21 protein-coding genes and 3 rRNA genes are annotated in these 26,481 nt (G+C 65.7%); 14 read left to right on the top strand and 10 right to left on the bottom strand.

From position 1 onward, the window contains the following. Positions 1-28 precede the first annotated feature (28 nt). Entirely contained in the window at positions 29-169 is a 141-nt protein-coding gene (locus ABTV10_RS00955; RefSeq protein WP_499031953.1) for a hypothetical protein, read from the bottom strand. 2,804 nt (positions 170-2,973) lie between these two features. On the opposite strand from ABTV10_RS00955, the gene ABTV10_RS00960 reads away from it, so the two are divergent. The 3 genes from ABTV10_RS00960 to rrf all read left to right on the top strand — a co-directional run bounded on the left by ABTV10_RS00960 (position 2,974) and on the right by rrf (position 8,197). Continuing rightward, positions 2,974-4,494 (top strand): 16S ribosomal RNA (locus tag ABTV10_RS00960). 337 nt (positions 4,495-4,831) lie between these two features. Beyond that, positions 4,832-7,960 (top strand): 23S ribosomal RNA (locus tag ABTV10_RS00965). Between the two features lie 120 nt (positions 7,961-8,080). Then, positions 8,081-8,197, top strand: a 5S ribosomal RNA gene (rrf, locus tag ABTV10_RS00970). Together the 16S, 23S and 5S rRNA genes form the textbook arrangement of a ribosomal RNA operon. A gap of 151 nt (positions 8,198-8,348) precedes the next feature. Here the strand turns inward: rrf and ABTV10_RS00975 are convergent. After that, complete coding sequence (locus tag ABTV10_RS00975) at positions 8,349-8,864, bottom strand: MarR family winged helix-turn-helix transcriptional regulator (protein WP_499031954.1); 516 nt, start codon at positions 8,862-8,864, stop codon at positions 8,349-8,351. 77 nt (positions 8,865-8,941) lie between these two features. Between ABTV10_RS00975 and ABTV10_RS00980 the strand changes: the two genes are divergently transcribed. Next, positions 8,942-10,360 (top strand): FUSC family protein, encoded by a 1,419-nt coding sequence (locus tag ABTV10_RS00980; RefSeq protein ID WP_499031956.1) that lies wholly within the window; start codon positions 8,942-8,944, stop codon positions 10,358-10,360. A 1-nt stretch (position 10,361) separates the two neighbouring features. Here ABTV10_RS00980 and ABTV10_RS00985 read toward each other — a convergent pair whose 3' ends face one another. Further along, entirely contained in the window at positions 10,362-12,287 is a 1,926-nt protein-coding gene (locus ABTV10_RS00985; protein ID WP_499031957.1) for a galactan 5-O-arabinofuranosyltransferase, read from the bottom strand. 54 nt (positions 12,288-12,341) lie between these two features. Between ABTV10_RS00985 and ABTV10_RS00990 the strand changes: the two genes are divergently transcribed. Next, entirely contained in the window at positions 12,342-13,217 is an 876-nt protein-coding gene (locus ABTV10_RS00990) for an alpha/beta fold hydrolase (RefSeq protein ID WP_499031958.1), read from the top strand. A 73-nt stretch (positions 13,218-13,290) separates the two neighbouring features. After that, positions 13,291-13,695 carry a DUF4259 domain-containing protein gene (locus ABTV10_RS00995; RefSeq protein WP_499031960.1) on the top strand — a complete coding sequence of 135 codons (405 nt, stop codon included), beginning with the start codon at positions 13,291-13,293 and terminating at the stop codon, positions 13,693-13,695. 33 nt (positions 13,696-13,728) lie between these two features. Here the strand turns inward: ABTV10_RS00995 and ABTV10_RS01000 are convergent, their stop codons facing one another. Then, a complete protein-coding gene (locus ABTV10_RS01000) occupies positions 13,729-14,355 on the bottom strand; it encodes a TetR/AcrR family transcriptional regulator (protein WP_499031962.1) in 627 nt (208 codons plus the stop codon). Positions 14,356-14,476: 121 nt separating this feature from the next. Here ABTV10_RS01000 and ABTV10_RS01005 point away from each other — a divergent pair, with 121 nt between their 5' ends. The 6 genes from ABTV10_RS01005 (at position 14,477) to ABTV10_RS01030 (ending at position 19,260) form a co-directional block, all read left to right on the top strand. Beyond that, on the top strand, positions 14,477-15,268 hold the full coding sequence (locus ABTV10_RS01005) for a 3'(2'),5'-bisphosphate nucleotidase CysQ (RefSeq protein WP_499031963.1): 792 nt from the start codon (positions 14,477-14,479) through the stop codon (positions 15,266-15,268). Next, positions 15,265-16,170, top strand: coding sequence for a sulfate adenylyltransferase subunit CysD (gene cysD, locus ABTV10_RS01010; RefSeq protein ID WP_499031965.1), 906 nt, complete (start codon positions 15,265-15,267; stop codon positions 16,168-16,170). Before ABTV10_RS01005 ends, cysD begins: the two co-directional genes overlap by 4 nt. Further along, positions 16,170-18,071 (top strand): sulfate adenylyltransferase subunit CysN, encoded by a 1,902-nt coding sequence (gene cysN, locus ABTV10_RS01015; protein WP_499031966.1) that lies wholly within the window; start codon positions 16,170-16,172, stop codon positions 18,069-18,071. The genes cysD and cysN overlap by 1 nt, the downstream gene beginning before the upstream one ends. Before the next feature lie 59 nt (positions 18,072-18,130). Then, complete coding sequence (locus ABTV10_RS01020) at positions 18,131-18,490, top strand: nuclear transport factor 2 family protein (RefSeq protein WP_499031967.1); 360 nt, start codon at positions 18,131-18,133, stop codon at positions 18,488-18,490. Then, positions 18,477-18,845 (top strand): hypothetical protein, encoded by a 369-nt coding sequence (locus ABTV10_RS01025; protein WP_499031968.1) that lies wholly within the window; start codon positions 18,477-18,479, stop codon positions 18,843-18,845. Before ABTV10_RS01020 ends, ABTV10_RS01025 begins: the two co-directional genes overlap by 14 nt. Before the next feature lie 130 nt (positions 18,846-18,975). Then, positions 18,976-19,260, top strand: a complete 285-nt coding sequence (locus ABTV10_RS01030; protein WP_433609095.1) for a hypothetical protein — start codon at positions 18,976-18,978, stop codon at positions 19,258-19,260. Between the two features lie 71 nt (positions 19,261-19,331). On the opposite strand, the gene dprE2 is transcribed toward ABTV10_RS01030, so the two are convergent. The 3 genes from dprE2 to ABTV10_RS01045 form a co-directional block, all read right to left on the bottom strand. Continuing rightward, positions 19,332-20,093, bottom strand: a complete 762-nt coding sequence (gene dprE2 / locus ABTV10_RS01035; protein ID WP_499031970.1) for a decaprenylphospho-beta-D-erythro-pentofuranosid-2-ulose 2-reductase — start codon at positions 20,091-20,093, stop codon at positions 19,332-19,334. Next, positions 20,090-21,514: a decaprenylphosphoryl-beta-D-ribose oxidase gene (gene dprE1 / locus ABTV10_RS01040; RefSeq protein ID WP_499031971.1), complete on the bottom strand. Its 1,425-nt coding sequence runs from the start codon at positions 21,512-21,514 to the stop codon at positions 20,090-20,092. Before dprE1 ends, dprE2 begins: the two co-directional genes overlap by 4 nt. 143 nt (positions 21,515-21,657) lie before the next feature. Then, positions 21,658-22,287 (bottom strand): superoxide dismutase, encoded by a 630-nt coding sequence (locus ABTV10_RS01045; protein WP_499031972.1) that lies wholly within the window; start codon positions 22,285-22,287, stop codon positions 21,658-21,660. Between the two features lie 95 nt (positions 22,288-22,382). Here ABTV10_RS01045 and ABTV10_RS01050 point away from each other — a divergent pair, with 95 nt between their 5' ends. Together ABTV10_RS01050 and ABTV10_RS01055 are read left to right on the top strand one after the other, a co-directional pair. After that, entirely contained in the window at positions 22,383-22,850 is a 468-nt protein-coding gene (locus ABTV10_RS01050) for a GtrA family protein (protein ID WP_499031974.1), read from the top strand. A gap of 87 nt (positions 22,851-22,937) precedes the next feature. Then, positions 22,938-23,786 carry an LLM class F420-dependent oxidoreductase gene (locus tag ABTV10_RS01055; RefSeq protein ID WP_499031975.1) on the top strand — a complete coding sequence of 283 codons (849 nt, stop codon included), beginning with the start codon at positions 22,938-22,940 and terminating at the stop codon, positions 23,784-23,786. A gap of 6 nt (positions 23,787-23,792) precedes the next feature. Here ABTV10_RS01055 and ABTV10_RS01060 read toward each other — a convergent pair whose 3' ends face one another. From ABTV10_RS01060 to rfbA, 3 genes are read right to left on the bottom strand one after another with little or no spacing between them, the layout of a single operon-like run. Further along, positions 23,793-24,917, bottom strand: coding sequence for a S1C family serine protease (locus ABTV10_RS01060; RefSeq protein ID WP_499031976.1), 1,125 nt, complete (start codon positions 24,915-24,917; stop codon positions 23,793-23,795). Between the two features lie 4 nt (positions 24,918-24,921). After that, on the bottom strand, positions 24,922-25,518 hold the full coding sequence (locus ABTV10_RS01065) for a dTDP-4-dehydrorhamnose 3,5-epimerase family protein (RefSeq protein WP_499031977.1): 597 nt from the start codon (positions 25,516-25,518) through the stop codon (positions 24,922-24,924). Positions 25,519-25,520: 2 nt separating this feature from the next. Further along, complete coding sequence (rfbA, locus tag ABTV10_RS01070; protein ID WP_499031978.1) at positions 25,521-26,396, bottom strand: glucose-1-phosphate thymidylyltransferase RfbA; 876 nt, start codon at positions 26,394-26,396, stop codon at positions 25,521-25,523. Positions 26,397-26,481 lie beyond the last annotated feature (85 nt).

Consider the following 26,481-nt stretch of genomic DNA (forward strand, 5'->3'; position numbering starts at 1 on the left):
AAAGGGCATCGACTGACAACGCCTTTGCCTAGGCGAAGGCGGCGTTGAAGCGGTCGTCGGTTTCGGGAATCATCGCCTCGACGTCGCGGGGGCGGGAGTGACCGCGGAGCCCTCCAGATGACGACGCCTCGTCGCGGCCATCGTCGCGGCCCACGCGCAGTTGCGCCATCAGCCAGTGGTGGGAACGCCGGCGAGTAGCCTGCCTTCCCTGAGGTGGTCAGTCCGGCCAGCGGTAGTCCGTTGCCGTCGACGGTTGGTGGATCTTCGTGGACAAAGCCGCCGTGGGAGCGGCCGATACCCCGGTCAGGCCGCTCGGCTCCCTGCGAATTGATCGAGCCCCTGTGAGAGGGTCGCATTCTTGGCGCGGTGATGATGAGCGCGGACGATCGTGGAGTCGATTGGTAATGCCGTCGATCGCCCACGCCGCTTCTGCTGCCGCGGTGACTCTGGCGAGCGCCTCGCCCCAGGTGCCGTCGGCAGCCATACGGGGATGCCACTGCCACAGCCACGCATCGGAGGACCTCCGACCGGGCTGACCCGTGGGACGCAGCGCATGCTGTCGCCCTCTGCTGTCGCAGGCGGTCGGGTAGCTCATACGTCACTTCCTGTCGGTGGTTCGAGCCCAGCGCGAGGGCGCCGCGATGTCCTGAAAGCATTTGAAGCCAAACATGATTCGGGATTGCCGTCGCGTCGACATCGTGGCTCTATCGGTGACCCTCACGGTGGTAGCCCACACAGTCCATGGGGTCGGCGCCGAGTCGTTCTCGGTGAGGCGCCACCGATCGCGGGGTGGCCGACGACGGAGAATTCCGTCACCGCAGATCGAGCATGCTTGGATCGGCGAACTCGCGCTGCTCGAGACGGTCGTTCACAGCTCGAATGGCAAGACAAGAGCAGAAGGCTTCTCGATGAGAGACCCCGGTCCCATTCGAGGAGCGGCGAAGCGGCCGAGGTCACGCTGCTCGGCCGGTGTCGTGGATGATCGTGTCGTCCCACCGGCTCACCGGCTCACCGGTTCCTCGAAGGTGGACCACGGGCGAGTCCGGTCGTGGTGGAGTCGCGGCCCGCGAAGCCCATGTCGCGGAAGGGCCGCATCCGCATCTGAATCCTCGGATTTCCGTGCGGCCAAGAGCAATATGGTCGCGTGGACCTCGGGCCGGCACGACGCGGTGGTGAAGTTGGCTGCCTCACCTTGCTCGTCACCGGGGCGCCACCAGCATCCAGGCCGGGTTGCGCTAGGCCACCGAGTTGACGGCACAGCCCCCGCCTGACGGCGCACGGGTCCTCGGTGCGCTGCGTCTGGATCCACTTCTCTTGCGACAGCGAGGGACCAGCGCCGGCAACCGGGTTGCGGTGAGATCCAGGTCGCGTCCAATTGCCAGGCGTCACCAGGGCCCACGGTGGGTAGCAGGGCGGGCTGCGGATCCGGGTAGATTGCGGCCGGCCGCGACGTTGGGCGATTACCTGTCGGATCTTGCCGGCCGTGCTGTGAGCAGCTGGATGGAGCGTTCGGGCTCGTCGGGTTGCGGGTGCTCGGGGCGTGTCGGCATATCTCTGGGCCTGCCGACCGGCCTATCTGTTGTGAGCATCGCCTATTCGGCGCGATGGAGTCGTGGGGTCTCGACCCGACCTGGGGCGCCACCCCTTCCGCTGGACCGGGATTCATGCCAGCGGCGGCGCCTCCGGCCGGAGCGTTCCGGACGCGGACGGGGTTCGCACTACAAAACCGCGGGGCAGGGCGGCCATCGATGCTGCTCGGGACCACTGGATTCGCAGTCTGGCTCAGAACTCCTTCCTGCAGGTCGCGTTCGATGCACGATCGTGGTCGAACCGGCGAGAAGTGCCAACCGATGACGGAGTACCGGAGTGGTGGCACGACGACCCTCGGAGCAGACGAACGCCGACACCGCTCGGACGGCGAAGTTCTCGCGGACCATCACAGGCGAATGGTCACCGCAGCCTGTCCGTGGACGGAAACGAACCTGTTGGGAGGGCGTCACTGCTGGGGCGCGAGCGTTACTTCCCACAAGTTCCGTCGCGTAGACCCGAGATGCCTCGGGCACGCCCGGCAGCGAAAGCGTGCAGTCGATCGGTTCCTCCACTTCCGATCGGTTCCTCCACTTCGTGGGACACGTCGAGTGCTGAGCCAGGGGACCGCGGGGCATCTCGGTTCGTGCGGTTGCCTGTGGTGCTCGACTACAGGCGGCGCCGACGGGTCGTTCGTGACGACCGTGGCGAGGTCGAAGTCCGGCCCAGCGTGACCGATGGCGGAGCCCGCGAAATCACCGGCTCTCCTCGTCGGTGAGGGGCCCGATCGCTCCGCGGCCAGTCGCCGGCCCGGAAGTGCGGAAGGGCGACCAACGCTTCGGCCACCCTGTCGACACCACGTCCCGGTCGATGGATGCAACGGATCAGATGCGGTGCGCATCCGCGCCCAGCGATCATCACAGTGAGAGGACCCGACACCAGGCCTGATCCGAACCGGCGTTCCTGCGTCGCGACCTGTGCACCAATTCCGGAAGCACCCGATTTGGTGTTCTGCACGAGGATCGCGTAACTTAATCCGGGTCAGAGCGACACGGACACCGACCCGGCCGCGACCTTCACCGGTCAGCGTGGGAAAACGAGGTTGTACGGGGAGCGCCTGGCGAATCTGCTGAAACTCTCTCCGGGGATCGGATTTGCGTCCGGTGCCGGTAGGGGTTAGGCTGGAACGGTTGCCCCGGAACGAGGAACTGCATGGTTTCGAGTGATGGTGTGCGCGTGTTCTTTGAGAACTCAACAGTGTGTCGATGAATGTCAGTGCCAAATATTTTGGTACTCCACGCCATCATTTTTGGTGGGGTGGGTATTTGCTGATCGTCTCATTCTTCCGTCTGGGGCGGTCAGTGCAAGCTAGTTTGAGTTTTTTTGCTAGTGATTTGACTCGATGTCTATGGCTGATTGCCGGTTTTGCCGGCCAATCTAGAGTCTTCAACGGAGAGTTTGATCCTGGCTCAGGACGAACGCTGGCGGCGTGCTTAACACATGCAAGTCGAGCGGTAAGGCCCTTTCGGGGGTACACGAGCGGCGAACGGGTGAGTAACACGTGGGTGATCTGCCCTGCACTCTGGGATAAGCCTGGGAAACTGGGTCTAATACCGGATATGAGCTCCTGTCGCATGGCGGGGGTTGGAAAGGTTTACTGGTGCAGGATGGGCCCGCGGCCTATCAGCTTGTTGGTGGGGTAATGGCCTACCAAGGCGACGACGGGTAGCCGGCCTGAGAGGGCGACCGGCCACACTGGGACTGAGACACGGCCCAGACTCCTACGGGAGGCAGCAGTGGGGAATATTGCACAATGGGCGAAAGCCTGATGCAGCGACGCCGCGTGAGGGATGACGGCCTTCGGGTTGTAAACCTCTTTCAGCAGGGACGAAGCGCAAGTGACGGTACCTGCAGAAGAAGCACCGGCCAACTACGTGCCAGCAGCCGCGGTAATACGTAGGGTGCGAGCGTTGTCCGGAATTACTGGGCGTAAAGAGCTCGTAGGCGGTTTGTCGCGTCGTCTGTGAAAACCCGCAGCTCAACTGCGGGCTTGCAGGCGATACGGGCAGACTTGAGTACTGCAGGGGAGACTGGAATTCCTGGTGTAGCGGTGAAATGCGCAGATATCAGGAGGAACACCGGTGGCGAAGGCGGGTCTCTGGGCAGTAACTGACGCTGAGGAGCGAAAGCGTGGGTAGCGAACAGGATTAGATACCCTGGTAGTCCACGCCGTAAACGGTGGGCGCTAGGTGTGGGTTTCCTTCCACGGGATCCGTGCCGTAGCTAACGCATTAAGCGCCCCGCCTGGGGAGTACGGCCGCAAGGCTAAAACTCAAAGGAATTGACGGGGGCCCGCACAAGCGGCGGAGCATGTGGATTAATTCGATGCAACGCGAAGAACCTTACCTGGGTTTGACATATACCGGAAACGCCTAGAGATAGGTGCCCCCTTGTGGTCGGTATACAGGTGGTGCATGGCTGTCGTCAGCTCGTGTCGTGAGATGTTGGGTTAAGTCCCGCAACGAGCGCAACCCTTGTCCTGTGTTGCCAGCGCGTAATGGCGGGGACTCGCAGGAGACTGCCGGGGTCAACTCGGAGGAAGGTGGGGATGACGTCAAGTCATCATGCCCCTTATGTCCAGGGCTTCACACATGCTACAATGGCCGGTACAGAGGGCTGCGATACCGTGAGGTGGAGCGAATCCCTTAAAGCCGGTCTCAGTTCGGATCGGGGTCTGCAACTCGACCCCGTGAAGTCGGAGTCGCTAGTAATCGCAGATCAGCAACGCTGCGGTGAATACGTTCCCGGGCCTTGTACACACCGCCCGTCACGTCATGAAAGTCGGTAACACCCGAAGCCGGTGGCCTAACCCCTCGTGGGAGGGAGCCGTCGAAGGTGGGATCGGCGATTGGGACGAAGTCGTAACAAGGTAGCCGTACCGGAAGGTGCGGCTGGATCACCTCCTTTCTAAGGAGCATTCTCCAGTACACCGTTCACACAGGTGAGTCGGTGGCTGGCAGAGGCCGTGTAGTCCCCAATCGTGGGACTGCGGTTGCTCATGGGTGGAACACTGACAAGCATTTTCTTCACGAACCGCCGGCCCCTGTGCTGGTGGGAAGAGAGTTATATCGGCGCACTGTTGGGTCCTGAGGGAACACGCGAGTGATCTTTCATGGAAGAAACGACAAGCGGGAAGCGCAGGTCATACCGCAGCGGGAACGGAAGTTCCGGTTGGTCCGGTGTCTGCACGGGTTTTCTGCTTGTGTGTTGTTTGAGAACTGCACAGTGGACGCGAGCATCTTTGTTGTAAGTGTTTAAGAGCGTACGGTGGATGCCTTGGCACCAGGAGCCGATGAAGGACGTAGGAGGCTGCGATAAGCCTCGGGGAGCTGTCAACCGAGCTGAGATCCGAGGATGTCCGAATGGGGAAACCCAGCCACAGTGATGTGTGGTTACCCGCGCCTGAATATATAGGGCGTGTGGAGGGAACGTGGGGAAGTGAAACATCTCAGTACCCACAGGAAGAGAAAACAACATGTGATTCCGTGAGTAGTGGCGAGCGAAAGCGGATGAGGCTAAACCATGGGTGTGTGATAGCCGGCGGGCGTTGCATTCGTGGGGTTGTGGGATCCGTCTTGTCAATTCTGCCGGATTGGCCGACAGTAAGAAATCATCGTGTTAGTCGAAGTGGTCTGGAACGGCCTGTCGTAGAGGGTGAGAGTCCCGTAGACGAAAACATGGTGACTGTCGTGGCGGACACCCGAGTAGCAGCGGGCCCGTGAAATCTGCTGTGAATCTGTCGGGACCACCCGATAAGCCTGAATACTCCCTGGTGACCGATAGCGGACTAGTACCGTGAGGGAAAGGTGAAAAGTACCCCGGGAGGGGAGTGAAATAGTACCTGAAACCGTGCGCTTACAATCCGTCAGAGCCTGCGCCACTTCGGTGGGTGGGTGATGGCGTGCCTTTTGAAGAATGAGCCTGCGAGTTAGCGGCATGTCGCGAGGTTAACCCGTGTGGGGTAGCCGTAGCGAAAGCGAGTCCGAATAGGGCGTTCGAGTGGCATGTTCTAGACCCGAAGCGGAGTGATCTACCCATGGCCAGGGTGAAGCGACGGTAAGACGTCGTGGAGGCCCGAACCCACTTAGGTTGAAAACTGAGGGGATGAGCTGTGGGTAGGGGTGAAAGGCCAATCAAACTCCGTGATAGCTGGTTCTCCCCGAAATGCATTTAGGTGCAGCGTCGTGTGTTTCACTCTGGAGGTAGAGCTACTGGATGGCCGATGGGCCCCACAAGGTTACTGACGTCAGCCAAACTCCGAATGCCAGAGTGTGAGAGCACGGCAGTGAGACTGCGGGGGATAAGCTTCGTAGTCGAGAGGGAAACAGCCCAGATCGCCGGCTAAGGCCCCTAAGCGTGTACTAAGTGGAAAAGGATGTGGGGTCGCGAAGACAACCAGGAGGTTGGCTTAGAAGCAGCCACCCTTGAAAGAGTGCGTAATAGCTCACTGGTCAAGTGATCCTGCGCCGACAATGTAGCGGGGCTCAAGTACACCGCCGAAGCCGCGGCATTCACATAACACCCCGGATGGTTTACGGATCGTCCGGCAGTGGTGTGGATGGGTAGGGGAGCGTCGTGCAGCCATGGAAGCGGCAGTGTGAACTAGTCGTGGAGGCTGCACGAGTGAGAATGCAGGCATGAGTAGCGAAAGACGAGTGAGAAACTCGTCCGCCGAATGACCAAGGGTTCCTGGGCCAGGTTAATCCGCCCAGGGTGAGTCGGGACCTAAGGCGAGGCCGACAGGCGTAGTCGATGGACAACGGGTTGATATTCCCGTACCCGTGTGAACGCGCCCCTGGTGAATCAGTGATGCTAAGCGCCCTGAAGCCGGCCGTTGTCCTTCGGGACTGTGGTTGGTGGATGCGCGTGAACCGATCTGGTAGTAGCCAAGCGATGGGGTGACGCAGGAAGGTAGCTGAGCCAGTCAGTGGTAATACTGGTGTAAGCGTGTAGGGCGTGGCCTAGGCAAATCCGGGTCACATACAGCCTGAGACGTGATGCGTAGCCGATTGAGGCGAATTCAGTGATCCTATGCTGCCGAGAAAAGCCTCTAGCGAGCTTTCACACGGCCCGTACCCCAAACCGACACAGGTGGTCAGGTAGAGAATACTAAGGCGATCGAGATAACTGTGGTTAAGGAACTCGGCAAAATGCCCCCGTAACTTCGGGAGAAGGGGGGCCTCTGCCGGTGACCGGACTTGCTCCGTGAGCTGGTGGGGGCCGCAGAGACCAGAGAGAAGCGACTGTTTACTAAAAACACAGGTCCGTGCGAAGTCGTAAGACGATGTATACGGACTGACGCCTGCCCGGTGCTGGAAGGTTAAGAGGACCGGTTAGCCAGTAATGGCGAAGCTGAGAATTTAAGCCCCAGTAAACGGCGGTGGTAACTATAACCATCCTAAGGTAGCGAAATTCCTTGTCGGGTAAGTTCCGACCTGCACGAATGGCGTAACGACTTCTCTGCTGTCTCAACCACAGACTCGGCGAAATTGCATTACGAGTAAAGATGCTCGTTACGCGCGGCAGGACGAAAAGACCCCGGGACCTTCACTATAGCTTGGTATTGGTGTTCGGTTCGGTTTGTGTAGGATAGGTGGGAGACTGTGAAGCGGGCACGCCAGTGTTCGTGGAGTCGTTGTTGAAATACCACTCTGATCGTATTGGACATCTAACCTCGGACCATGATCTGGTTCAGGGACAGTGCCTGGTGGGTAGTTTAACTGGGGCGGTTGCCTCCCAAAATGTAACGGAGGCGCCCAAAGGTTCCCTCAGCCTGGTTGGCAATCAGGTGTCGAGTGCAAGTGCACAAGGGAGCTTGACTGTGAGACTGACAGGTCGAGCAGGGACGAAAGTCGGGACTAGTGATCCGGCACCGGCAAGTGGAAGCGGTGTCGCTCAACGGATAAAAGGTACCCCGGGGATAACAGGCTGATCTTCCCCAAGAGTCCATATCGACGGGATGGTTTGGCACCTCGATGTCGGCTCGTCGCATCCTGGGGCTGGAGTAGGTCCCAAGGGTTGGGCTGTTCGCCCATTAAAGCGGCACGCGAGCTGGGTTTAGAACGTCGTGAGACAGTTCGGTCTCTATCCGCCGCGCGCGTTAGAAACTTGAGGAAGGCTGTCCCTAGTACGAGAGGACCGGGACGGACGAACCTCTGGTGTGCCAGTTGTTCCGCCAGGAGCACTGCTGGTTAGCTACGTTCGGAAGGGATAACCGCTGAAAGCATCTAAGCGGGAAGCCTGTTCCAAGATGAGGTTTCTCACCCCCTCGAGGGGGTAAGGCCCCCGGCAGACCACCGGGTTGATAGGCCAGAACTGGAAGCACAGTAATGTGTGGAGGTGACTGGTACTAATAGGCCGAGGACTTACCACAAAGAAGCTACGCGTCCACTGTGCGGTATCTGAAACAACACACAGAAACCATTCACCCCCAACACAATCCTCCGGGTTGTGGTTCGGGCGGGGGAATGATGGTGTGACAGTTTCATAGAGTTACGGCGGCCATAGCGGAGGGGAAACGCCCGGTCCCATTCCGAACCCGGAAGCTAAGCCCTCCAGCGCCGATGGTACTGCACTCGACAGGGTGTGGGAGAGTAGGACACCGCCGAACATCTTTTCCCGAAGGCCCCCACCAATTACTGGTGGGGGCCTTCGGCGTATCCGCATCTATTTTTCGCTTCTCATGGGGATGCCGGCGACCGGAAAGCCGGCCCCGAGTGGCGGCCGGCGCCGGCCGGTGGGTGCGTACCGGGTGCCGGTAATCAGATTCGGTCGAGGTCGTCGCTGTTGCGAGCGATCCGCCGCAGCAGTCGAGCCAGCAGCTCGCGCTCGTCGGCGTCGAGACCCTCGAGGAGTCGGCGATCCCTATCGACGCGCTGCGGGAACTCGCGATCGACGAGTGCCCGCCCCTCCGCTGTGACCTCGAGAAGCACCACGCGCCCGTCGCGCTCGAAGCGCTGACGCTCCACCAGACCCAGCTTGACCAAGCGGTCGGCGTGCTTTGTGGTTGCGGCGCTGCTGACCATCGTCACCGCGGTGACCTCGCTCGTACGGAGCGGGCGATCGCATCGGGCGAGCGCACACAGCACCTCGAACTCGGCGCGTGAGACACCGCTGGGTCCGAGAGAGCGGTCGAGCCGGTGCAGGGCCTGCGAGCTGATCCGGGTGATCCGCCCCATGATTTCGATCGGCGACGTGTCCACCGCCGGATAGGAGTGTGACCATTCCTGGCGAATCTTGTCGATGAAGTCGCGTTCAGGGCTGCCGGTCGAATCCACTTCCTCATCCTAGCCAAGGGATCGTGTTCTGTTCACCGGTATTTTACTCGTGAACTAACTCGGGTACACTGAGTTGAGTGACTGCACTCGAGGCCCCCACCCCCACTCGGTTCGCCCGTGCACGAGGCGCTCTCGCACACGTGGTCGTGCCGAGTACCTGGCGTGGAGCATTCGAACTGCGTGCTGCGGATGCGACGATCGCGCCGGCGCTGCGTGTCGGGCTCGCGACGGCGGTGGTGCTCGTCGCGGGTGGGCTCGTCGGCTACCGGGAGCTCGCCGGATTCGCGGCACTCGGAGCGTTGGCGGCGGCATTCGGGCGTTACGAGCCGTATCCGCGCCTGGCCGGAAAGCTCGCGCTCGTCGGTGCCGCACTGGTCGCGTTCGTCGCGCTCGGTGGTGCATTGGGCGCCGCGGCCTTGCCGGTGTGGGTGCTCATCGGCGCGCTGTCGCTCGCCGCCGGCGTGGCCTCGGGCTACATGAATGCGTTCCAACTGCTCGGTCCGGGCCCGGTGATCCTCGTCTTCGCGGCAACCGGTGCGGCGGGCTACTCGACGTCGTGGTCCGACGTCGGTGCGGTGACGTCGGCCGCGGGAGTGGGCGTGCTCGTGGGGTGGGTTGCGGCGATGCTCCCCGGCCTGGTCCTGCCGCTGGGGCCCGCCCGATTGGCGGCGGCCCGGGCCCTCGTGGCCGTCGGCTCCCTCGAGCGGACGGGAACGGACGGCGTCCCGGCGGCGCGTGCGGCGCTCGATCGTGCCCGGGAAGTGCTTGCGGCGAGTGGTCGGTCGCGCGCGCAGCACGGTCACGGCCGCGACCTTGCACACCTGCTGGACGCCGCCGACGAGGCGATCGAGGTCTGGATCGCCGACGGCGACGCGACCCTCATCCGGGACATTGCGCAGCACGAGCGGGAACTGCGAAAGGTCAAGCGGGCCAGCGTGCTCGGTGGTGTGAGCGACCGCCCGTCGCCGCTGACCGAGCTCCCCACGCCCCACCGGGTGCTGAAGATGGCGCGCGTGAACATCACGTCGACTGCTTTGCGCCACACCGCGGTTCGGGTGACGATCGCGTCCGCTGCAGCGGGATGGATCGCGTCGGCCTGCGGATTCGAGCATCCGCTGTGGGCGTCCATGGGCGCCATTGCCGCGCTGCAGGGCCTCAACTACACCCACACCGTCCAGCGCGGCATCCAGCGTCTGCTCGGCAACGTGGCCGGTGCGGCCATCGCGGCCGGACTGCTCGCGATGTCGTTGGGATTCTGGGAGTCCGTCGCTGCGGTCGTGATCCTGCAGATCGCGGCGGAACTGATGGTGCTCGTGAACTACGCCCTCACGACGCTCGCGGTGACGCCGATGGCGCTCGTGATGACGGGGTTCACGTCGCCGATGACGCCCGAGGCCGGAATGACCCGGATCGTCGACACGCTCATCGGCGTCGTGATCGGTGTCGTGGTTGCGGCGGTGACGGTCAGCCGCACCGACCGCCACCACCTGGCCTGACTCAGCCCGTGCGTGTCACGATCACGAACGGTCCGGCCTCGTCGATCGTGAAGCGCGGGTCGTCGAACAGCTTCTTCGGGAACGTGACGCTGTAGCGGCGGACGTTCGGGTCGTTCGGGTAGACGTCCTCGGCGAGGCGGAGGGTGTATCCGTCCGAACTCTTGCGGAAGACGAACACATCCGGTGCGCGCCACGGCAGTCCGTCGAGCGCCGACACCAGTTGGTCCGGCGTCTCGAGTTCGGTCCAGCTCTCGATCGCCTCCCCGCGTTCGCGGAAATGCGCCAAGGGGTTCGCGTAGTGCGACGTCAGCGCTTGGAACCCGTAGTACGGGTAGAAGCTGAGGAAGCTCGTGTCAGTGGTGAGGACGACGGTGTCGTGGCGTTCGCCGGGTCGGTGTTCCATGATGATCCGGTCGACGTCGCCGTAGTACGCGGCCGCACCGGGCGCGCGCTTGTCGGCGCGGACGCCGTCGCCGTCGGTGTCGGTGTAGGCGATGGTGATGTCGCTCGCGAGCACCTGAGGGATGTTCTGCACGAATGCGATCAACCCGGCGAGCCCGATCGCGACGAGGGACGCCGTGACGCGGGGATTCTCGCTCGTGGCGAGGACGATCCACCGGGAGAATTCGAGGAAGCCGAACACGCCGGCCGTGCCGAGCAGCACGATCAGCACCGGCTCGAGGCGGAAGGACAGCAGGGTGCCGCCGAGAACGGTGAACGCCATCGACATCAGCGACCACAGGTAGATCGCGACCACGCCGATGCCGAGCGCCTGGGCGCGCCGCGACGACGTCGCCCGGCTCACCAGCCAGATCGTGCCGAGCAGGCACAGGGTCCCGGCGAGCGAGAACTGGAACATCGGAAGCGGCAGGTGCGCACCGGAGTCGGGCAGGTAGTGGGTTGCGGTGCCGCTGTCGGCCGGTGACCCGCGCAGCGCCTCGAGCAGGTACGGCAGCCAGACGACGAGCGCGATCGCGACGGCGACCGCGGCGGTGACGGCCAGTCTCAGCAGCGGATCGAGCAGCGCGCGCCACGAGCCCTGCGCGCGGACCGCGAGCACCGCCGCGACGACTGCCATCAGCGTGACGGCGAACGCCGCCAGGCCCAGGTACAGCGTGTAGAACGCCGCCGCGACACCGAGGAACACGCCGGTGCCGACGACGGCCCCCCAGCCGCCGCCCCGGGTCTTCTCCGGTCGGTGCAGCCCGCCCCACGCGAGCACCAGCACCGGTGGGATGAGGATGGCGATGACGGCGCCGTACGGCTCCGCGGACCCGTAGGCGATCACCAACGCCGCCGCGGCGAGCGCCACCACGACGGCTCGGTCGGCGCGAATCAGCTTGTTCCACAACACGAGCGCGAGGACAGCCGCCACCGCGATCGAGGCGATCGCGTACGGCTTGAAGGCCTCCCAGCCGTCCAGGCCGAGGAGATTCGCAACACGTCCGCCGATCCAGAACCAGCCCGCCGGATAGTACGGAGGCAGGTCCGCGTACGTCATGTCGTGGAGGGCGGCGGAATCGGTCATCCGCGTGAGGTATTCGGTGCGGAATTCCTGATCGACCGAAACGCCGTGCAGGTACAGCTTGGTGGCGCTGAGCGGCATCCCGAGCGTGACCGTGACGAACCCGGACAGAGCCGCCCACGACAGTACGGTCGCCGCGCGGATCCACCGTCGGGCCCGGAAGAGGACGACACACAACGCAAGCACCGCGATCGTGACGACCTGCCCCACGGTCGTGACGGCCTGCGTGACGTTCGACGACGGGAACGCGGGCCACGACACCTGGCCGAACGCGAACAGTCCCACTGCGGCGACGATCGCGGCCACGATGCCCGCGAGGATCATCTCGACGACGGTTCCACCGGCCAGTCGGGCAGGGGCGACTCGCGGCTCGGCGAGGGAGGTTGCACCTGATTGCGACACGGCCCGAGCTTACTTGGGCGTCGTGTTCGGATCGGTCTTCAGTAGGTTCGAGGAATGAGCGACGAGCACCCGCAGACACCGCAGTGGTTCCGGGACGCGCTGGCGGCCCCGGTGGAGACCGGCAGCGTGTGGGTCGACGGCGCGGACATCCGGTTCCGGGTGTGGGGTGAGTCGGGCCGGCCGGGGCTCGTCCTGGTGCACGGCGGCGCCGCCCACTCGCGTTGGTGGGACCACGTCGGACCGCAGCTCGCGGACGGTCGTCGCGTCGTCGCCCTCGACCTGAGCGGCCACGGCGACAGCGGCACCCGCGAGCACTACTCGCTGGATCAGTGGGCCGACGAGATCGTCGCGGTGGCGTCGGCGTCGGGCATCGACGGGGCGCCGGTCGTGGTGGGGCACAGCATGGGTGGCATCGTCTCGTTCGTGGCGGCGCACCTCCACGGCGACCGGTTGGCGGGCGTCCAGATCATCGATTCGCCGATCCGTCAGCGCACCCCCGAGGAGGAGGCGGCCCGGCGGAAGGCGGCGTTCGGCCCGAAGAAGGTCTACCCGACCCGGGAGGAGGCGCTCGCCCGGTTCCGGTTCGTCCCGCCGCAGGAGACGGCTGTGCCGTGCGTGCTCGACCATGTCGCGGAAACGTCGCTCATGGCCGTCGACGGCGGGTGGTCGTGGAAGTTCGACCCGGCGATGTTCACCAGGTCCGGCGGCGACACGCTGTCCGTCGCGGAGGCCCGGTGCCCCGTCGCGTTCTTCCGGGCGCAGCACGGCATCATCTCGGACGAGCTGATGGAGCAGATGCGCGAGCGGTTCGGGCCGGCGGCGATCGTCGCCGAGATCCCCGATGCGGGCCACCACGTGATGATCGATCAGCCGCTCGCGCTCGTCACCGGTGTCCGTACCGTGCTCTCCGCCTGGGAGTCGGCGCGCTGACGCGGACTGTCACCGGTCGATCGTAGGGTCTGAACGACGGGCAGAGCGGCCCGCAGATCAGGAGGAGTGGGTTATGGGGACGTGGGGTTCGGGACCGTTCGAGAACGACGGAGCGGGCGATCTGCTCGCGGCGCTGCGGGCCGGTGACTTCGACATCGACGACTACTGCGGGCACGTCGACGAGGACTACCTCGAGGCCGACGACGCGCAGGCGGCCATCGCGCTCGCGGAGGTCGTCGCGACGGCTCGCGGGCTCCGGCCGTCGACCCCGGAGCTCGACGGCATCGACGTGGCTGCGTACGTCGGGTCCCTGACCCCGGAGCAGCGCGCGTGGATTATCTCGACACTCGAACGCGCGATTGCCGACAGCGACACCTCGGAGCTCCACGAGTTGTGGGCCGAGAACGGTCCGGAGGATCTCGAGGAGTGGCGGGCGCCGATCGCGAGCCGGTTGACGAGCCTCAGGCCGCTGGGCTGATCCGAGCGGGCCACCGCGGCCGCGCGAAGGCGATCAGCTGATCGGTTCGGTCAGTGTGATCGCGCGCGTGAGCGCGGCCGCGGAGAACGCCGCGAACTTGGCCGGGTCGAGGTGCGAGGCCCAGTTGTTGACGATCGTGTCGGCCACACCTTGCAGCCCCGACAACAGGAAGGGGAGGGCTGCGTCGTCGTCGAGCAGTGTCCGGCCCTCCTTCAGGGCGGCTTCGGTGACGGCTCTGAGGAGTTCCTCGTTGTAGAGCGCGGCGGTTCGGTGCACCTCGCGGATGGATTCGCGGTCCGAACCGCTCGAGCCCTCGGTGTCGCGCCAGATCGACGTCACGCGTCCGACACGACCCCACTGTCGGGCAGACTCGGCGATCACCTCGGTGAGCAGTGCCGTGACGCCCCGATCGCGGGGCAGTCCGACAACGAATGCTGTTGACTCGAGCTGACTTTCGTTCAGGAGAGCCATGAAGATCTCCTGCTTGTCGGCGAAGTACTGGTAGATGAGCCCGGTGCTCGTGCCCGATCGTTTCGCGACGGACCGGATGGTCAGGGCGGAGTAGCCGCCCTCGTCCAGCAGTGCCGCGGCAGCGTCGAGCGTCCTGCGTCGCCGGGCCTCCGCGTCGCCGTAGATCGACCCTCCGTTCGATTCACCCACCGCACCACCGTAGCCGGGGTGCGGGCGGGGACCAAGCCTCGGCGCTCCAACCCGCCGCCAAGAATGAACAATGTTCGTTTTGGGATTGAACGATGTTCATTCTGTGGCTACAGTCACTCCCATGACGAATCGGGCTGTGACCGAGAAGGCCGCCGACCTCGCGAGCGGGCGGGGCCGGGACGGGCACGCCGCGGTCGAAATCGCCACCGGGGCGGGGAGATTGCTGCTCGACCACCGCGAGAAGTTGGTCCTGGTCGACGCCGATCCCGCCGAGGTCCGCCGGGCCGCCGATCGGCTCAGTCACGAATTCATCGTCGGCGCGCTCGCCCACCGCTTCCCGGGCGATTCGGTGCTCTCCGAGGAGGGTGCCGACGACCTCGCACGGATCGGCGCGGAGCGAGTGTGGATCGTCGATCCCCTCGACGGCACCCGGGAGTTCGGCGAACTCGGCCGCGCCGACTGGGCGGTCCACGTCGCGCTCGTCGAGCGCGGACGACTGACGGTCGGCGCGGCCGCGATGCCGGCACTCGGCGTCACGTACTCGACCTCGGACACGCCGACGCCGTCGGCGCCGACGGGCGGTGCCCCCAGGGTGGTCGTGAGTCGAACCCGCCGTCCCGAACCCGTCATGGCGATGGCCGACGCGCTCGGTGCCGAACTGGTCGAGATGGGCTCGGCCGGCGCGAAGGCGATGGCGGTGGTCCGCGGCGATGTCGACGTCTACGCCCACGCCGGCGGACAGTACGAATGGGACTCGGCTGCTCCGGCCGCGGTGGCTCGCGCTGCGGGACTGCATGTTTCGCGCATCGACGGCTCCGAGCTCGTCTACAACCGGGAGAATCCCTGGTTGCCCGATCTGCTGATCTGCCGACCCGAGTTGGCCGGCACCGTACTGGAGGTACTGGCACGATGACACGGGCGCTGACCCACCTCGAACGACTCGAGGCCGAAAGCATCCACATCATGCGGGAAGCCGTCGCGGAGAGCGAGAACCCCGTGATGCTGTACTCGGTCGGCAAGGACAGCGCGGTGATGCTGCACCTTGCGCGCAAGGCGTTCTACCCGTCGCGGCTGCCGTTCCCGCTGCTGCACGTCGACACGACGTGGAAGTTCCGCGACATGTACGAGCTCCGCGACAAGAGCGCGGAGGCAGGGGATTTCGATCTGATCGTCCATCGGAACCCGGAATGCGTCGAGAAGGGGATCAACCCGTTCACGCACGGGTCGTCGACCCACACCGACATGTGGAAGACCGAGGGCCTCAAGCAGGCGCTCGACCTCCACAAGTTCGACGCCGCGTTCGGTGGCGCGCGCCGGGACGAGGAGAAGTCGCGCGCCAAGGAGCGGGTGTTCTCGGTTCGCTCCGCCGAGCACCGCTGGGATCCCAAGCGGCAACGCCCCGAGCTGTGGCGGATGTACAACGTCCGGAAGTCGCCCGGCGAGACGCTACGGGTGTTCCCCTTGTCGAACTGGACGGAACTCGATGTCTGGGAATACATCCGGCAGGAGAACATCCCGATCGTGCCGCTCTACTTCGCGGCGAAGAGGCCCGTCGTGGAACGCGACGGCACGCTCATCATGGTCGACGACCACCGGATGCCGTTGCGGCCCGGGGAAGTTCCCGAGCTCAAGAGCGTCCGGTTCCGGACGCTCGGGTGTTACCCGCTCACCGGCGCCGTCGAGTCCACGGCCACGACCTTGACCGACGTCATCCAGGAGATGCTGCTCACCACCACGTCCGAGCGTCAGGGACGCGTGATCGACCACGACAGCAGCGCCTCGATGGAGAAGAAGAAGCAGGAGGGGTACTTCTGATGGCACACTCGTCCAACCTGATCGCCGACGACATCGAGCAGTACCTCGAGCGGCACGCGAACAAGAGCATGCTGCGCTTCATCACGTGCGGCAGTGTCGACGACGGCAAGAGCACGCTGATCGGCCGGCTGCTGTACGAGTCGAAGCTCGTGTTCGAGGACCAGCTGAGTGCCCTCGAGAGCGACTCGAAGAAGGTGGGCACGCAGGGCGAAGGTCTCGACTTCGCGCTGCTCGTCGACGGTCTGGCGGCCGAGCGCGAGCAGGGCATCACGATCGACGTCGCGTACCGCTACTTCACCACCGAGCGGCGCAAGTTCGTCGTCGCCGACACCCCGGGCCACGAGCAGTACACACGCAACATGGTCACCGGTGCGTCGACGGCGGAACTCGCGGTGATCCTGGTCGACGCCCGCAAGGGGGTGCTTACCCAGACCCGTCGGCACTCCTACCTCGTCTCCCTGCTCGGTATCCGGCACGTGGTGCTCGCGGTGAACAAGCTCGATCTCGTCGACTACTCGCAGGAGGTTTTCGAGCGCATCGCCGACGAGTACAGCTCGTTCGCCGCCGAGATCGCCCTGGAACACGTCGTCGCAATCCCCATGTCCGCGTATGTCGGTGACAATCTCACCGAGCCGAGTCCCAACACCCCGTGGTACCAGGGGCCGACGCTGATCGATCATCTCGAGACGGTCGAGGTCGAGGACGAGCTGCGGAGCGCACCATTCCGGATGCCGGTGCAGTGGGTGAACCGGCCGGATCTGGACTTCCGCGGGTTCTCGGGGCAGGTCGTCGGCGGCGTCGTGCGCCCCGGTGATCGGGTTCGGGTGCTGCCCAGCGGCAAGCAATCCACGGTCGATCGGATCGTCACGATGGACGGCGACCTCGACGAGGCGGTGGCCGGTCGGTCGGTCACCATCACCCTGACCGACGAGATCGACATCAGCCGGGGCGACGTCCTCGTTGCGGCCGAGGCCCTTCCGGGGGTGGCGGACCAGTTCGAGGCGCAGGTGGTGTGGATGGGCGAGGCCGACATGCTGCCCGAGCGCCCCTACCTGTGCCAGATCGGCACGATGACCGTCCAGGCGCGCATCACCCGGCCCAAGTACAAGGTCAACGTCAACACGCTCGAGCAGACCGCTACGAACACGCTGGCCCTCAACGAGATCGGTGTGTGCAACATCAGCTTCGACCGTCCGGTCCCGTTCGACGCGTACACCGACAACCGTGACATGGGCGGCTTCATCCTGATCGACCGGCTGACGAACACCACTGTCGGCGCGGGCCTCATCCGCCACTCGCTGCGGCGCTCGGACAACATCCACTGGCAAGCCGTGGACGTCAACGCGGAGGCCCGCGCGACGCTGAACGGGCACAAGCCGCAGATCCTCTGGTTCACCGGGCTCTCCGGCTCGGGTAAGTCCACCATCGCCAACGAGCTCGAGCGTCGCCTGTACTCGCTCGGGTGCCACACCTACCTCCTCGACGGCGACAACGTCCGCCACGGACTCAATCGCGACCTCGGGTTCACCGAGGCCGACCGGGTCGAGAACATCCGACGGGTCACCGAGGTGGCGCGGCTGATGGCCGACGCCGGGCTGATCGTTCTGGCGTCCTTCATCTCTCCGTTCCGCGCCGAACGCGACGCCGCTCGCGAACTGATCGGTGAGGACCGATTCTGCGAGGTGTTCGTCGACACCCCCATCGACATCGCGGAGGAGCGGGATCCCAAGGGGCTCTACAAGAAGGCCCGGCGCGGTGAACTGGCCAACTTCACCGGCATCGACTCCCCATACGAGCCGCCGACGTCCCCGGATGTCCGCATCGACACCACGACCACCTCGCCGGAACAGGCGGGCGAACGGATCATCGAGTTCCTCCGCGACCGCGGAGTCGTCGCCTGATCCGAGTTGTTGCCAGCGCTACACCGAGAGAGTTCTACCGACGGACGAAGGAGTGGGTCTTGCCGAGTCGAAGTGACATCTGCGCAGCGGTGGAGTCGTACATCGCACACCTGGGTAATCACGACGTCGAGAAACTGGTGCGATTGTTCGCAGACGACGCTGTCCAGCACGAGCCTCTCGGTGTAAAGACCTACCGGGGTCTCGCCGAGATCCGGGAGTTCGACGAGAGGAACGCGGCGGTTCCGTTCACGGTGAGTCGGTTCTCGCCGATCACCGTGAGCGGACGTCATGCCGCCGTGCAGGTGCGCGTCCACCTGGACGGGATGCCGGACTTCGTGTCGACCGACCTCTTCGAGTTCGACGACGACTGCAAGATCGTGTCGCTCAGTGTGGTCCTCGATCCGGATGCGCGCGCATGACGGCGACGGTGAGCGCGACGCCGGCGGCGCTGCCCATGCTCGACGGCAAGGTCGCTTCTACACCAACGCCGTCAAGTTGCCGCTGCGCGATCCGCTGCTCACCGCGAAGCAGATCGCGACCATGGCGGTGATGATCAGCCCCGCACCGGACCGTCCCGTGCCGATCTACGTCGGCGGCCACAGCGAACCGGGTCTGCGGCGTGCCGACCGCGGCGGGTACCGGGCGTTGGCGGACATCGGCGTCACCGAGTGCCGGGTCTCGCCCCGGCACCTGTACGGCGCCGACTTCGCGAGTCGGACGGCCCGGCTCGATGCGGTCCGACGTTTCGCGGACGAGATCATCGCCCGCGCGTGAACGGCCGTCCGAAGCGGGTAGGCGAGGGGTGGTCGAACTTGCATCCTTGGGTGCCTGGTCCCGATCGCGGCGGAACTCCATATTTGAGTAGTCCATCCGGACCGCCTCCCCCGAAAACGAAGGACCACAGATGATCTCTCGAATCGCCCAGACTCTCGCGGCTTCTGCACTCGTCGCCGGCGGCCTGCTCGGCGCCCAGGCCGCGGTTGCCCACGCCGAGATCCGCACCGCCCCCGACGGAACCCAGACGACCGTATGTGTCTACGACGGCAAGGATTACAGCGTCGGCAGCAAGGTATACCACCCCGACGGCACCTACCAGACCTGCAAGAGCGACGGCACGTGGCAGCGCGTCAAGCCGAACACCGGCAATGACATGAGGCCCGTCCCCGCCCCGCCGCGCGCAGCTATGTAGGGGTGCGGCCCCGGGACACGAATCGGCCCACCACAGTGCACTGTGGTGGGCCGATTCGCGAGTGCGGTTGCCTAGATCGGCAGCTTGCGGAAGATCGCGCGCGGGACGTGGCGCAGGCCCATCATTACGAAGCGCCACGGACCGGGCGTCCAGACGATTTCCTTGCCCTTGTCGGACGCGGCCACCGCGAGCGCGGCGACGTCCTCCTTGTTCACCGTCAGCGGGGCTTCCTTCACGTGCGCGCTGAACTTGGTGCGCACCATGCCGGGGCGCACCACGGTGACCTTGGGCCCGAACGGGGCCAGGGCCTCGCCCAGACCCAGGTAGAAGCCGTCGAGGCCGGCCTTGGTGGAGCCGTACACGAAGTTGGCGCGCTTGACGCGCTCGCCGGCCACCGACGACATCGCGACGATGCGGCCGAAGCCCTGCGCCTTCATCTTCTCGCCGACGAGTACGCCCACCGAGACGGCCGCGGTGTAGTTGACGTTCGCCACCAGCACGGCCTTGCGCTGGTTCTGCCACAGTTCCTCGGCGTCGCCGTCGAGGGCGAACGCGACGATCGCGACGTCCACGTCACCCTTGGACCACGCCTCGTCGATCACCTTGGGGTGGCTCTCGGTGTCCAGCGCGTCGAAGTCGACGAGGTCGACCTGCGTGGCACCCGCGGCCTTCATCTGCGCGACGGCGGCGTCGCGGCCGGGATCGTTCGGCAGCGCAGCGAGAATCACGCGCAGCGGCGACTTCTTCAGGTACTCCTCGCAGATCGCCAGACCGATCTCGGAGGTGCCACCGAGCAGCAGCAGGGTCTGGGGATTGCCGACGGCGTTGATCACTGCAGTTCCAACCTTCTGGACATGTCGGAGGCGAAAACGCCTGTGGGGTCGACGGATCGGCGGACCTTGATCCACTCGCCGATCCGCGGGTACATGGCGTGGAACGTCTCGGCCGTAGTCCGCGAGTCCTTCGCGGTGTACAGGCGGCCGCCGAACTCGAGCACGCGCTTGTCGAGTTCGGTCACGAACTCGTTCAGGCCCGGCTTGATCCGGAAGTCGACGCAGATGTTCCACCCGGCCATCGGGAAGCTCAGCGGTGCCTTGTTGCCCTCGCCGAACAGCTTGAACACGTTGAGGAACGAGTAGTGCCCCGACGACTGGATGTCGCGGATGATCTGCTTGAACTCGCCCACGGCCTCCGGCGGCACCACGAACTGGTACTGCAGGAAACCGTTGGAGCCGTAGGCCCGGTTCCACTCACCGAACATGTCGAGCGGGTGGTAGAACTGCGTCAGGTTCTGGACCTTGCCGCGGTAGTTGCCGGCCTTGCGGAACCAGACCTCGCCGATCGCCGAGAAGTTGAACTTGTTCGCCAGCCCGTTGGGGAAGATGTCCGGGAACGTCAGGAGCGTCGGCGCGTCGAACTTGAGCGGGTTCTTCTGCAGCTTCGTCGGCAGCTGATCGAGCTTGGCGAGGCTGCCGCGCGAGACGGCGGCACGACCGAGCTTGGGCTCCGGCGCGATCGCGTCGAACCACGCGCTCGAGTAGTCGTAGTTGTTCTCGCTGCCGTCGCTGTGCAGTGCGATGGTCTCGTCGAGCGTGTGGGTGACGTCGCCGTCCGCGATGAAGTACGCGGTCTCGGTCGGCGTCATCTCGATGGTCGCCTTGAGGATGATGCCCGTCAGGCCCATGCCGCCGACCGTCGCCCAGAACAGCTTGGCGTTCCGGCCGGCCGGGGTGAGGGTGCGGACCTGTCCGTCCGCGGTGAGCAGATCCATCGAGCGCACGTGGTTGCCGAAGCTGCCGGCGCTGTGATGGTTCTTGCCGTGGATGTCGGACCCGATCGCGCCGCCGATGGTGACCTGGCGCGTGCCCGGCAGCACCGGGACCCACAGGCCGAACGGCAGCGCCGCGCGCATCAGCTGATCCAGGTTCACACCAGCGTCGACCGTCACCAGACGGGTGTTCGCGTCGATGTTGTGGATGCGGTTCAGCGCGTTCATGTCGACGACGAGCCCACCCGCGTTCTGCGCCGGGTCGCCGTACGAGCGGCCGAGGCCGCGCGCGATGACGCCGCGTCGCAGGTGCGACGGCTTCGACTCGTTCTGCTCCGCCACCTGGGCGACCGCCTTGGCGATCACGTCGACGTCGGGCGTGGACAGCACCTGTGCGGTGGTGGGCGCGGTGCGTCCCCATCCGGTGAGGGTGCGGGTCTGCGTGGGGAGCGGCTCGTGAGCCGTCTCTTCTGCTGTCTCGGACATCGGCTACGAGGCTACCTGGCGGTAGTACCGGCCCTTCGGAAAGAGTGCGCCGATCCACAACTTCTCGACCCGCGTTTTGCGCACTTGTCGGTCTTTCCCGGGCCTCGAGAACACCGACAAGTGCGCAAAACGGTGGAGATGGATCAGGCGGGGACGATGAGTCCGGCCGTCTGGGTGCGTGCCTTGGCGAAGCGGTCGGCGACGTCGGCCCAGTTGACGATGTTCCAGAAGGCGTTGACGTAGTCGCCCTTGACGTTCTGGTAGTCGAGGTAGAAGGCGTGCTCCCACATGTCGAGCATGAGCAGCGGGGTCAGGCCGATGCTGATGTTGCCCTGCTGGTCGTAGAGCTGGACGATGATCAGGCGCTGGCCGATGGAGTCCCAGGCGAGGATGGACCAGCCGGAGCCCTGGATGGCGTTGGCGTTGGCGGAGAAGTGGGCGCGGAAGGCGTCGAAGCTGCCGAAGAAGTCGTCGATCGCGGCGGCGAGTTCGCCGTCGGGCTTGTCGCCGCCCTCGGGGGAGAGGTTGTTCCAGAACACCGAGTGGTTGGTGTGGCCGCCGAGGTGGAAGGCGAGGTTCTTCTCGTGCAGGTTGACCACGGGGGCGACGGCGTCGGCCTCGCGGAGCTCGGCGAGCTTGTCGAGGGCGGCGTTGGCGCCGGCGACGTACGCGGCGTGGTGCTTGTCGTGGTGGAGCTCCATGATCTTGCCGGAGATGTGGGGCTCGAGGGCGGCGTAGTCGTACGGGAGATCGGGCAGCGTGTAAACGGTCATGACGTTGATCTTGCAACCTCGAGTGCACTCGAGGTCCATGCGCTGTGCGGGACGTCACGGCCGTGAAGTCGAATCCGGTCGCCTAGTCTCGTTGCGTGTCCGGAACCCCTCACGCCCACGAACCGCACGTCCCGCTGCCGGTCGAGATCCCTGTCACCGATTCCATCGCGGACACCGCACCGGACCTGAAGACGCAGATCGTGCGCTTCGTCGCGACGGGCGGCCTCTCGGCCGTCGTCGACTACGGACTGTATGTGCTGTTCATGGCGCTGGGTGTCACCCGGGACGTGGCGAAGGCGTTGAGCTTCGTCGCCGGCACCACCACCGCCTATCTGATCAACCGGCGATGGACGTTCAAGGCCGAGCCGAGTCGCCTGCGGTTCGTCGCGGTCGTCGTGCTCTACGCGGTCACGTTCGCGGTGCAGGTGGGCATCAACCGGGTGCTGTCCGAGAACCTCGCCGACACGTGGTGGCGGACGCCGCTGGCCTTCGTGATTGCACAGGGCACCGCGACGGTCATCAACTTCGTCGTCCAGCGTGCGGTGATCTTCAAGATCCGATAACCGTCTGGACGCCTGTCTGGAAGAGCTTCCGGTCCGGGGTAGAACGGGTTACATTTCTGGCACCGACCAACCCGGAGGAGTCAGATCGTGCGCTACGGCATCAGCCTGTTCACCAGTGACCGAGGCATCACCCCCGCGGCCGCCGCACGCGCGGTCGAACAGGCCGGGTTCGACGCGTTCTACGTACCCGAGCACACCCACATCCCGGTCAACCGGGAGTCGAACCACCCCGGCACCGGCAACGAGACGCTGCCCGACGACCGCTACATGCGCACGCTCGATCCGTGGGTCGCGCTCGGTACCGCCGCGTCCGTGACCTCGCGGATCCGGCTCGGCACCTCGGTGGCACTGCCGCTCGAGCACGACCCCATCACCCTCGCCAAGACCATCGCGTCGCTCGACCACCTGTCCGGCGGTCGGGTCACGTTCGGCGTCGGATTCGGCTGGAACGCCGAGGAACTCGCCGACCACGGCGTCGACCCCAAGAAGCGCCGCACCGCGCTCCGCGAGTACCTCGAGGCGATGCAGGCACTGTGGACGCAGGAAGAAGCGTCGTACGACGGGCAATTCGTGAAGTTCGGTCCGAGTTGGGCGTGGCCCAAGCCGATTCAGCAGCCGCGACCGCCGGTGCTCGTCGGCGCGGGCGCGTCGGAGAAGACGTTCGCGTGGATCGCGCGCTCGGCCGACGGCTGGATCACCACGCCGATCGAGCAGGGCATCGAGGACAACGTCACGCTGCTCCGCAAGATCTGGGCAGACGCCGGTCGCGCCGGTCAGCCCGAGATCGTCGTCCTGGCCGGCAGGCCCGACGCCGACAAGCTCGCCCGCTGGCGGGACCTCGGCGTCAGCGAGGCGCTGTTCGGCATGCCTGACGCCGACGAGGAGCAGGTGGTCGGCTACCTGCAGCGGCTGGCGGGCAAGCTCGGCATCGGGTAGCGCGCGTCAGCGCGGCGGCCCCTCCTGCAGCACCAGCGAACCCGATCGCTCCGCGCCGGCGGCGTCGATCCAGCGCAGGCGCACCGGGTCGCCGGGGTGCAGCGCGATCATCCGCAGATTCAGGTCCGCGGACGAGCGGATCGGGACGCCGTCGAACTCGACGATCACGTCCCCGCGGACGAGCCCGACGCCCTCGGCGGGGCTGCGGTAGCCGACGACGGTCACCTCCGCCCCGGACTGCGTCCCGGTCCGCTGGTCGCGGTGATCGCGCACGCTCACCCCGAGAAGCGGCGTCGGCCCGATGTGCACGGTGTCCGACGCGCGTCCCGACAGCACCTGCTCCACCAGGTCCATCGCCGCGTCGATGGGGATCGCGTACGACTTGGGTGCGGGTTCGGGCCGCGCCCCCGGCTGGACGGCGTTGCCGGCGCTGTTGACCCCGACGACGTCGCCGAACGCGTTCACCAGCGGGCCTCCGGAGTCGCCCGGCCGGACGTTCGCGTCCACCTCGATGAGCCCCGACAGCTCGTTGCGGGAGCCGTCGACGGAATTGCGGGTCATGACGGTCATCCCGACCCGGGTCACCGCCCCCGGTGCCGACACCGGCACCCCGCCGCCGTCGGCGTTGCCGACGGCGGTGACGGCGTCGCCGATCCGCACCGACTCCGACGATCCCAGCCGGGCCGGCGGCAGGTCCGCGGCGCCCGGCAACCGCAGCACCGCGAGGTCGCGCGAGCTGTCGTAGCCGACGACCTCGACGGCGTACGCGGACCGGTCGCGCATGCTGGTCGCCGCGATCTCCGTGCCGCCGTCGACGACGTGGTGGTTGGTCAGCACGATCGTGTCCGATCCGCGGGGGGCGCGGGGGCCCAGCACGATCCCGGTGCCCGCCGTCGTGCCCAGCCCGGAGCGCGTGGTGAGCGTCACGATCGTCGGGACGATGCGGGTGGAGAGTTCGTCGGGCGCCAGCGGAGTGGGCGGCGGAGGCGGTGGGGGAGCCGGTGCGACGACCGTTGTCGGCGCCGGGGCGCCGAGTGTGCCGTGTTGGAGGGGAACCGACACGAGCGCGAGGCCCGCGGCCGCCAGCACTGCGATCGCAGCGCTCGCGCGGCGGATCCCCCGGGCGCTCATCGGCTCAGTCGATTCCCTCCTGATAGACGGGCAGCAGGCCCGCGTCGAGTGCCTGCCGGAGGGTCGGGGCGGCGAGGTCCTTGTCCGACAGCGTCCACTGCAGCGGGGTGCCGTCGCGTCCGACGACGGGCCAGTCGATGCCGATCCCCGGATCGAGCGGGCTCACCTCGTGCTCGCGGTCGGGGTTGTAGCCCGTCGAGCACAGGTACATCACCGTCGAGCCGTCTTCGAGGGAGAGGAACGCGTGGCCCAGGCCCTCGGGGACGAAGATCGCGCGGCGGTCGACGTCGTCGAGCAGCACCGAGTCCCACTGCCCGAACGTCGGCGACCCGGCGCGCAGGTCGACGACGACGTCGAGCACCGCGCCCTTGGCGCAGGTCACGTACTTGGCCTGCCCGGGCGGGACGTCGGCGAAGTGGATGCCGCGCAGCACGCCGGCCGCGGAGACCGAACAGTTGGCCTGCTGCAGATCCAGTGTGCGGCCGACGGCGTCGGAGAAGCCGGGCTCCTTGAACCACTCCAGGAACACCCCGCGGTGATCGCCGAACTGGCGGGGCGTGATCTCCCACGCGCCCGGCACCTTCAACTCCCGATAGTCCATGGTCACCATTCTCTGCCGCGCTCGAGCAGCCCCAGCAGATACGTGCCGTAGCCGGACTTGATCAGGGGCTGCGCCCGCTCGCGCAACTCGTCGTCGGTGATGAACCCGCGCCGCCACGCGACCTCCTCGGGCACACCGATCTTGAGGCCCTGCCGCTGTTCGATGGTGCGCACGTAGTTCGACGCATCGAGCAGCGAGTCGAACGTGCCGGTGTCCAGCCACGCGGTGCCCCGCGGCAGCACCTCCACCTGGAGCCGTCCGGCCTCGAGGTAGGTGCGATTGACGTCGGTGATCTCGTACTCGCCGCGCGCCGACGGCTTCAGATCGCGGGCGATGGAGACGACGTCGTTGTCGTAGAAGTACAGCCCCGGGACCGCGTAGTTCGACCGCGGCGCCGTCGGCTTCTCCTCCAGGGAGATCGCGGTGCCCGCGTCGTCGAACTCGATGACGCCGTACGCGCCCGGATCGGACACCCAGTACCCGAACACTGCGCCGCCCTTGACGTCGTGGAAGCGGGTGAGCGTGGTGCCCAGGCCGGGACCGTAGAAGACGTTGTCGCCCAACACCAGGGCCACCGAGTCCGAGCGGATGTGCTCGGCGCCCAACACGAACGCCTGCGCGAGACCGTTCGGTTCGTGCTGCACCTGGTAGCTCAGCGAGATGCCGAACCGGGAGCCGTCGCCCAGCAGATTCCGGAACTGGTCGGCGTCGGCCGGCGTCGTGATGATCAGGATGTCGCGGATCCCGGCGAGCATCAGCGTCGACAGCGGGTAGTAGATCATCGGCTTGTCGTAGACCGGCACCAGCTGCTTGCTCACGCCCAGCGTGATCGGGTGCAGCCGGCTGCCCGTGCCACCGGCCAGAATGATTCCGCGCATGTAGTGCAGTGTTTCACGTGGGACGGCGGGATTTCGGGGGAGTGGGTGGACCCGTCCGATCCGCGTCCGGATTCGTGAAAGTCAG

This window comes from Paraburkholderia sp. RHO2 (assembly GCF_050955445.1).
GTDB lineage: Bacteria > Actinomycetota > Actinomycetes > Mycobacteriales > Mycobacteriaceae > Prescottella > Prescottella agglutinans_A.

Excerpts from the sequence above, each read along its gene's own strand:
- ABTV10_RS00955 (WP_499031953.1), bottom strand. The coding sequence starts at position 169 with ATGGCGCAACTGCGCGTGGGCCGCGACGATGGCCGCGACGAGGCGTCG.
- ABTV10_RS00990 (WP_499031958.1), top strand. The coding sequence starts at position 12,342 with ATGAGCGACGAGCACCCGCAGACACCGCAGTGGTTCCGGGACGCGCTG.
- ABTV10_RS00995 (WP_499031960.1), top strand. The coding sequence starts at position 13,291 with ATGGGGACGTGGGGTTCGGGACCGTTCGAGAACGACGGAGCGGGCGAT.
- ABTV10_RS01005 (WP_499031963.1), top strand. The coding sequence starts at position 14,477 with ATGACGAATCGGGCTGTGACCGAGAAGGCCGCCGACCTCGCGAGCGGG.
- cysD (WP_499031965.1), top strand. The coding sequence starts at position 15,265 with ATGACACGGGCGCTGACCCACCTCGAACGACTCGAGGCCGAAAGCATC.
- cysN (WP_499031966.1), top strand. The coding sequence starts at position 16,170 with ATGGCACACTCGTCCAACCTGATCGCCGACGACATCGAGCAGTACCTC.
- ABTV10_RS01025 (WP_499031968.1), top strand. The coding sequence starts at position 18,477 with ATGCGCGCGCATGACGGCGACGGTGAGCGCGACGCCGGCGGCGCTGCC.
- ABTV10_RS01030 (WP_433609095.1), top strand. The coding sequence starts at position 18,976 with ATGATCTCTCGAATCGCCCAGACTCTCGCGGCTTCTGCACTCGTCGCC.
- dprE1 (WP_499031971.1), bottom strand. The coding sequence starts at position 21,514 with ATGTCCGAGACAGCAGAAGAGACGGCTCACGAGCCGCTCCCCACGCAG.
- ABTV10_RS01045 (WP_499031972.1), bottom strand. The coding sequence starts at position 22,287 with ATGACCGTTTACACGCTGCCCGATCTCCCGTACGACTACGCCGCCCTC.
- ABTV10_RS01060 (WP_499031976.1), bottom strand. The coding sequence starts at position 24,917 with ATGAGCGCCCGGGGGATCCGCCGCGCGAGCGCTGCGATCGCAGTGCTG.
- ABTV10_RS01065 (WP_499031977.1), bottom strand. The coding sequence starts at position 25,518 with ATGGACTATCGGGAGTTGAAGGTGCCGGGCGCGTGGGAGATCACGCCC.
- rfbA (WP_499031978.1), bottom strand. The coding sequence starts at position 26,396 with ATGCGCGGAATCATTCTGGCCGGTGGCACGGGCAGCCGGCTGCACCCG.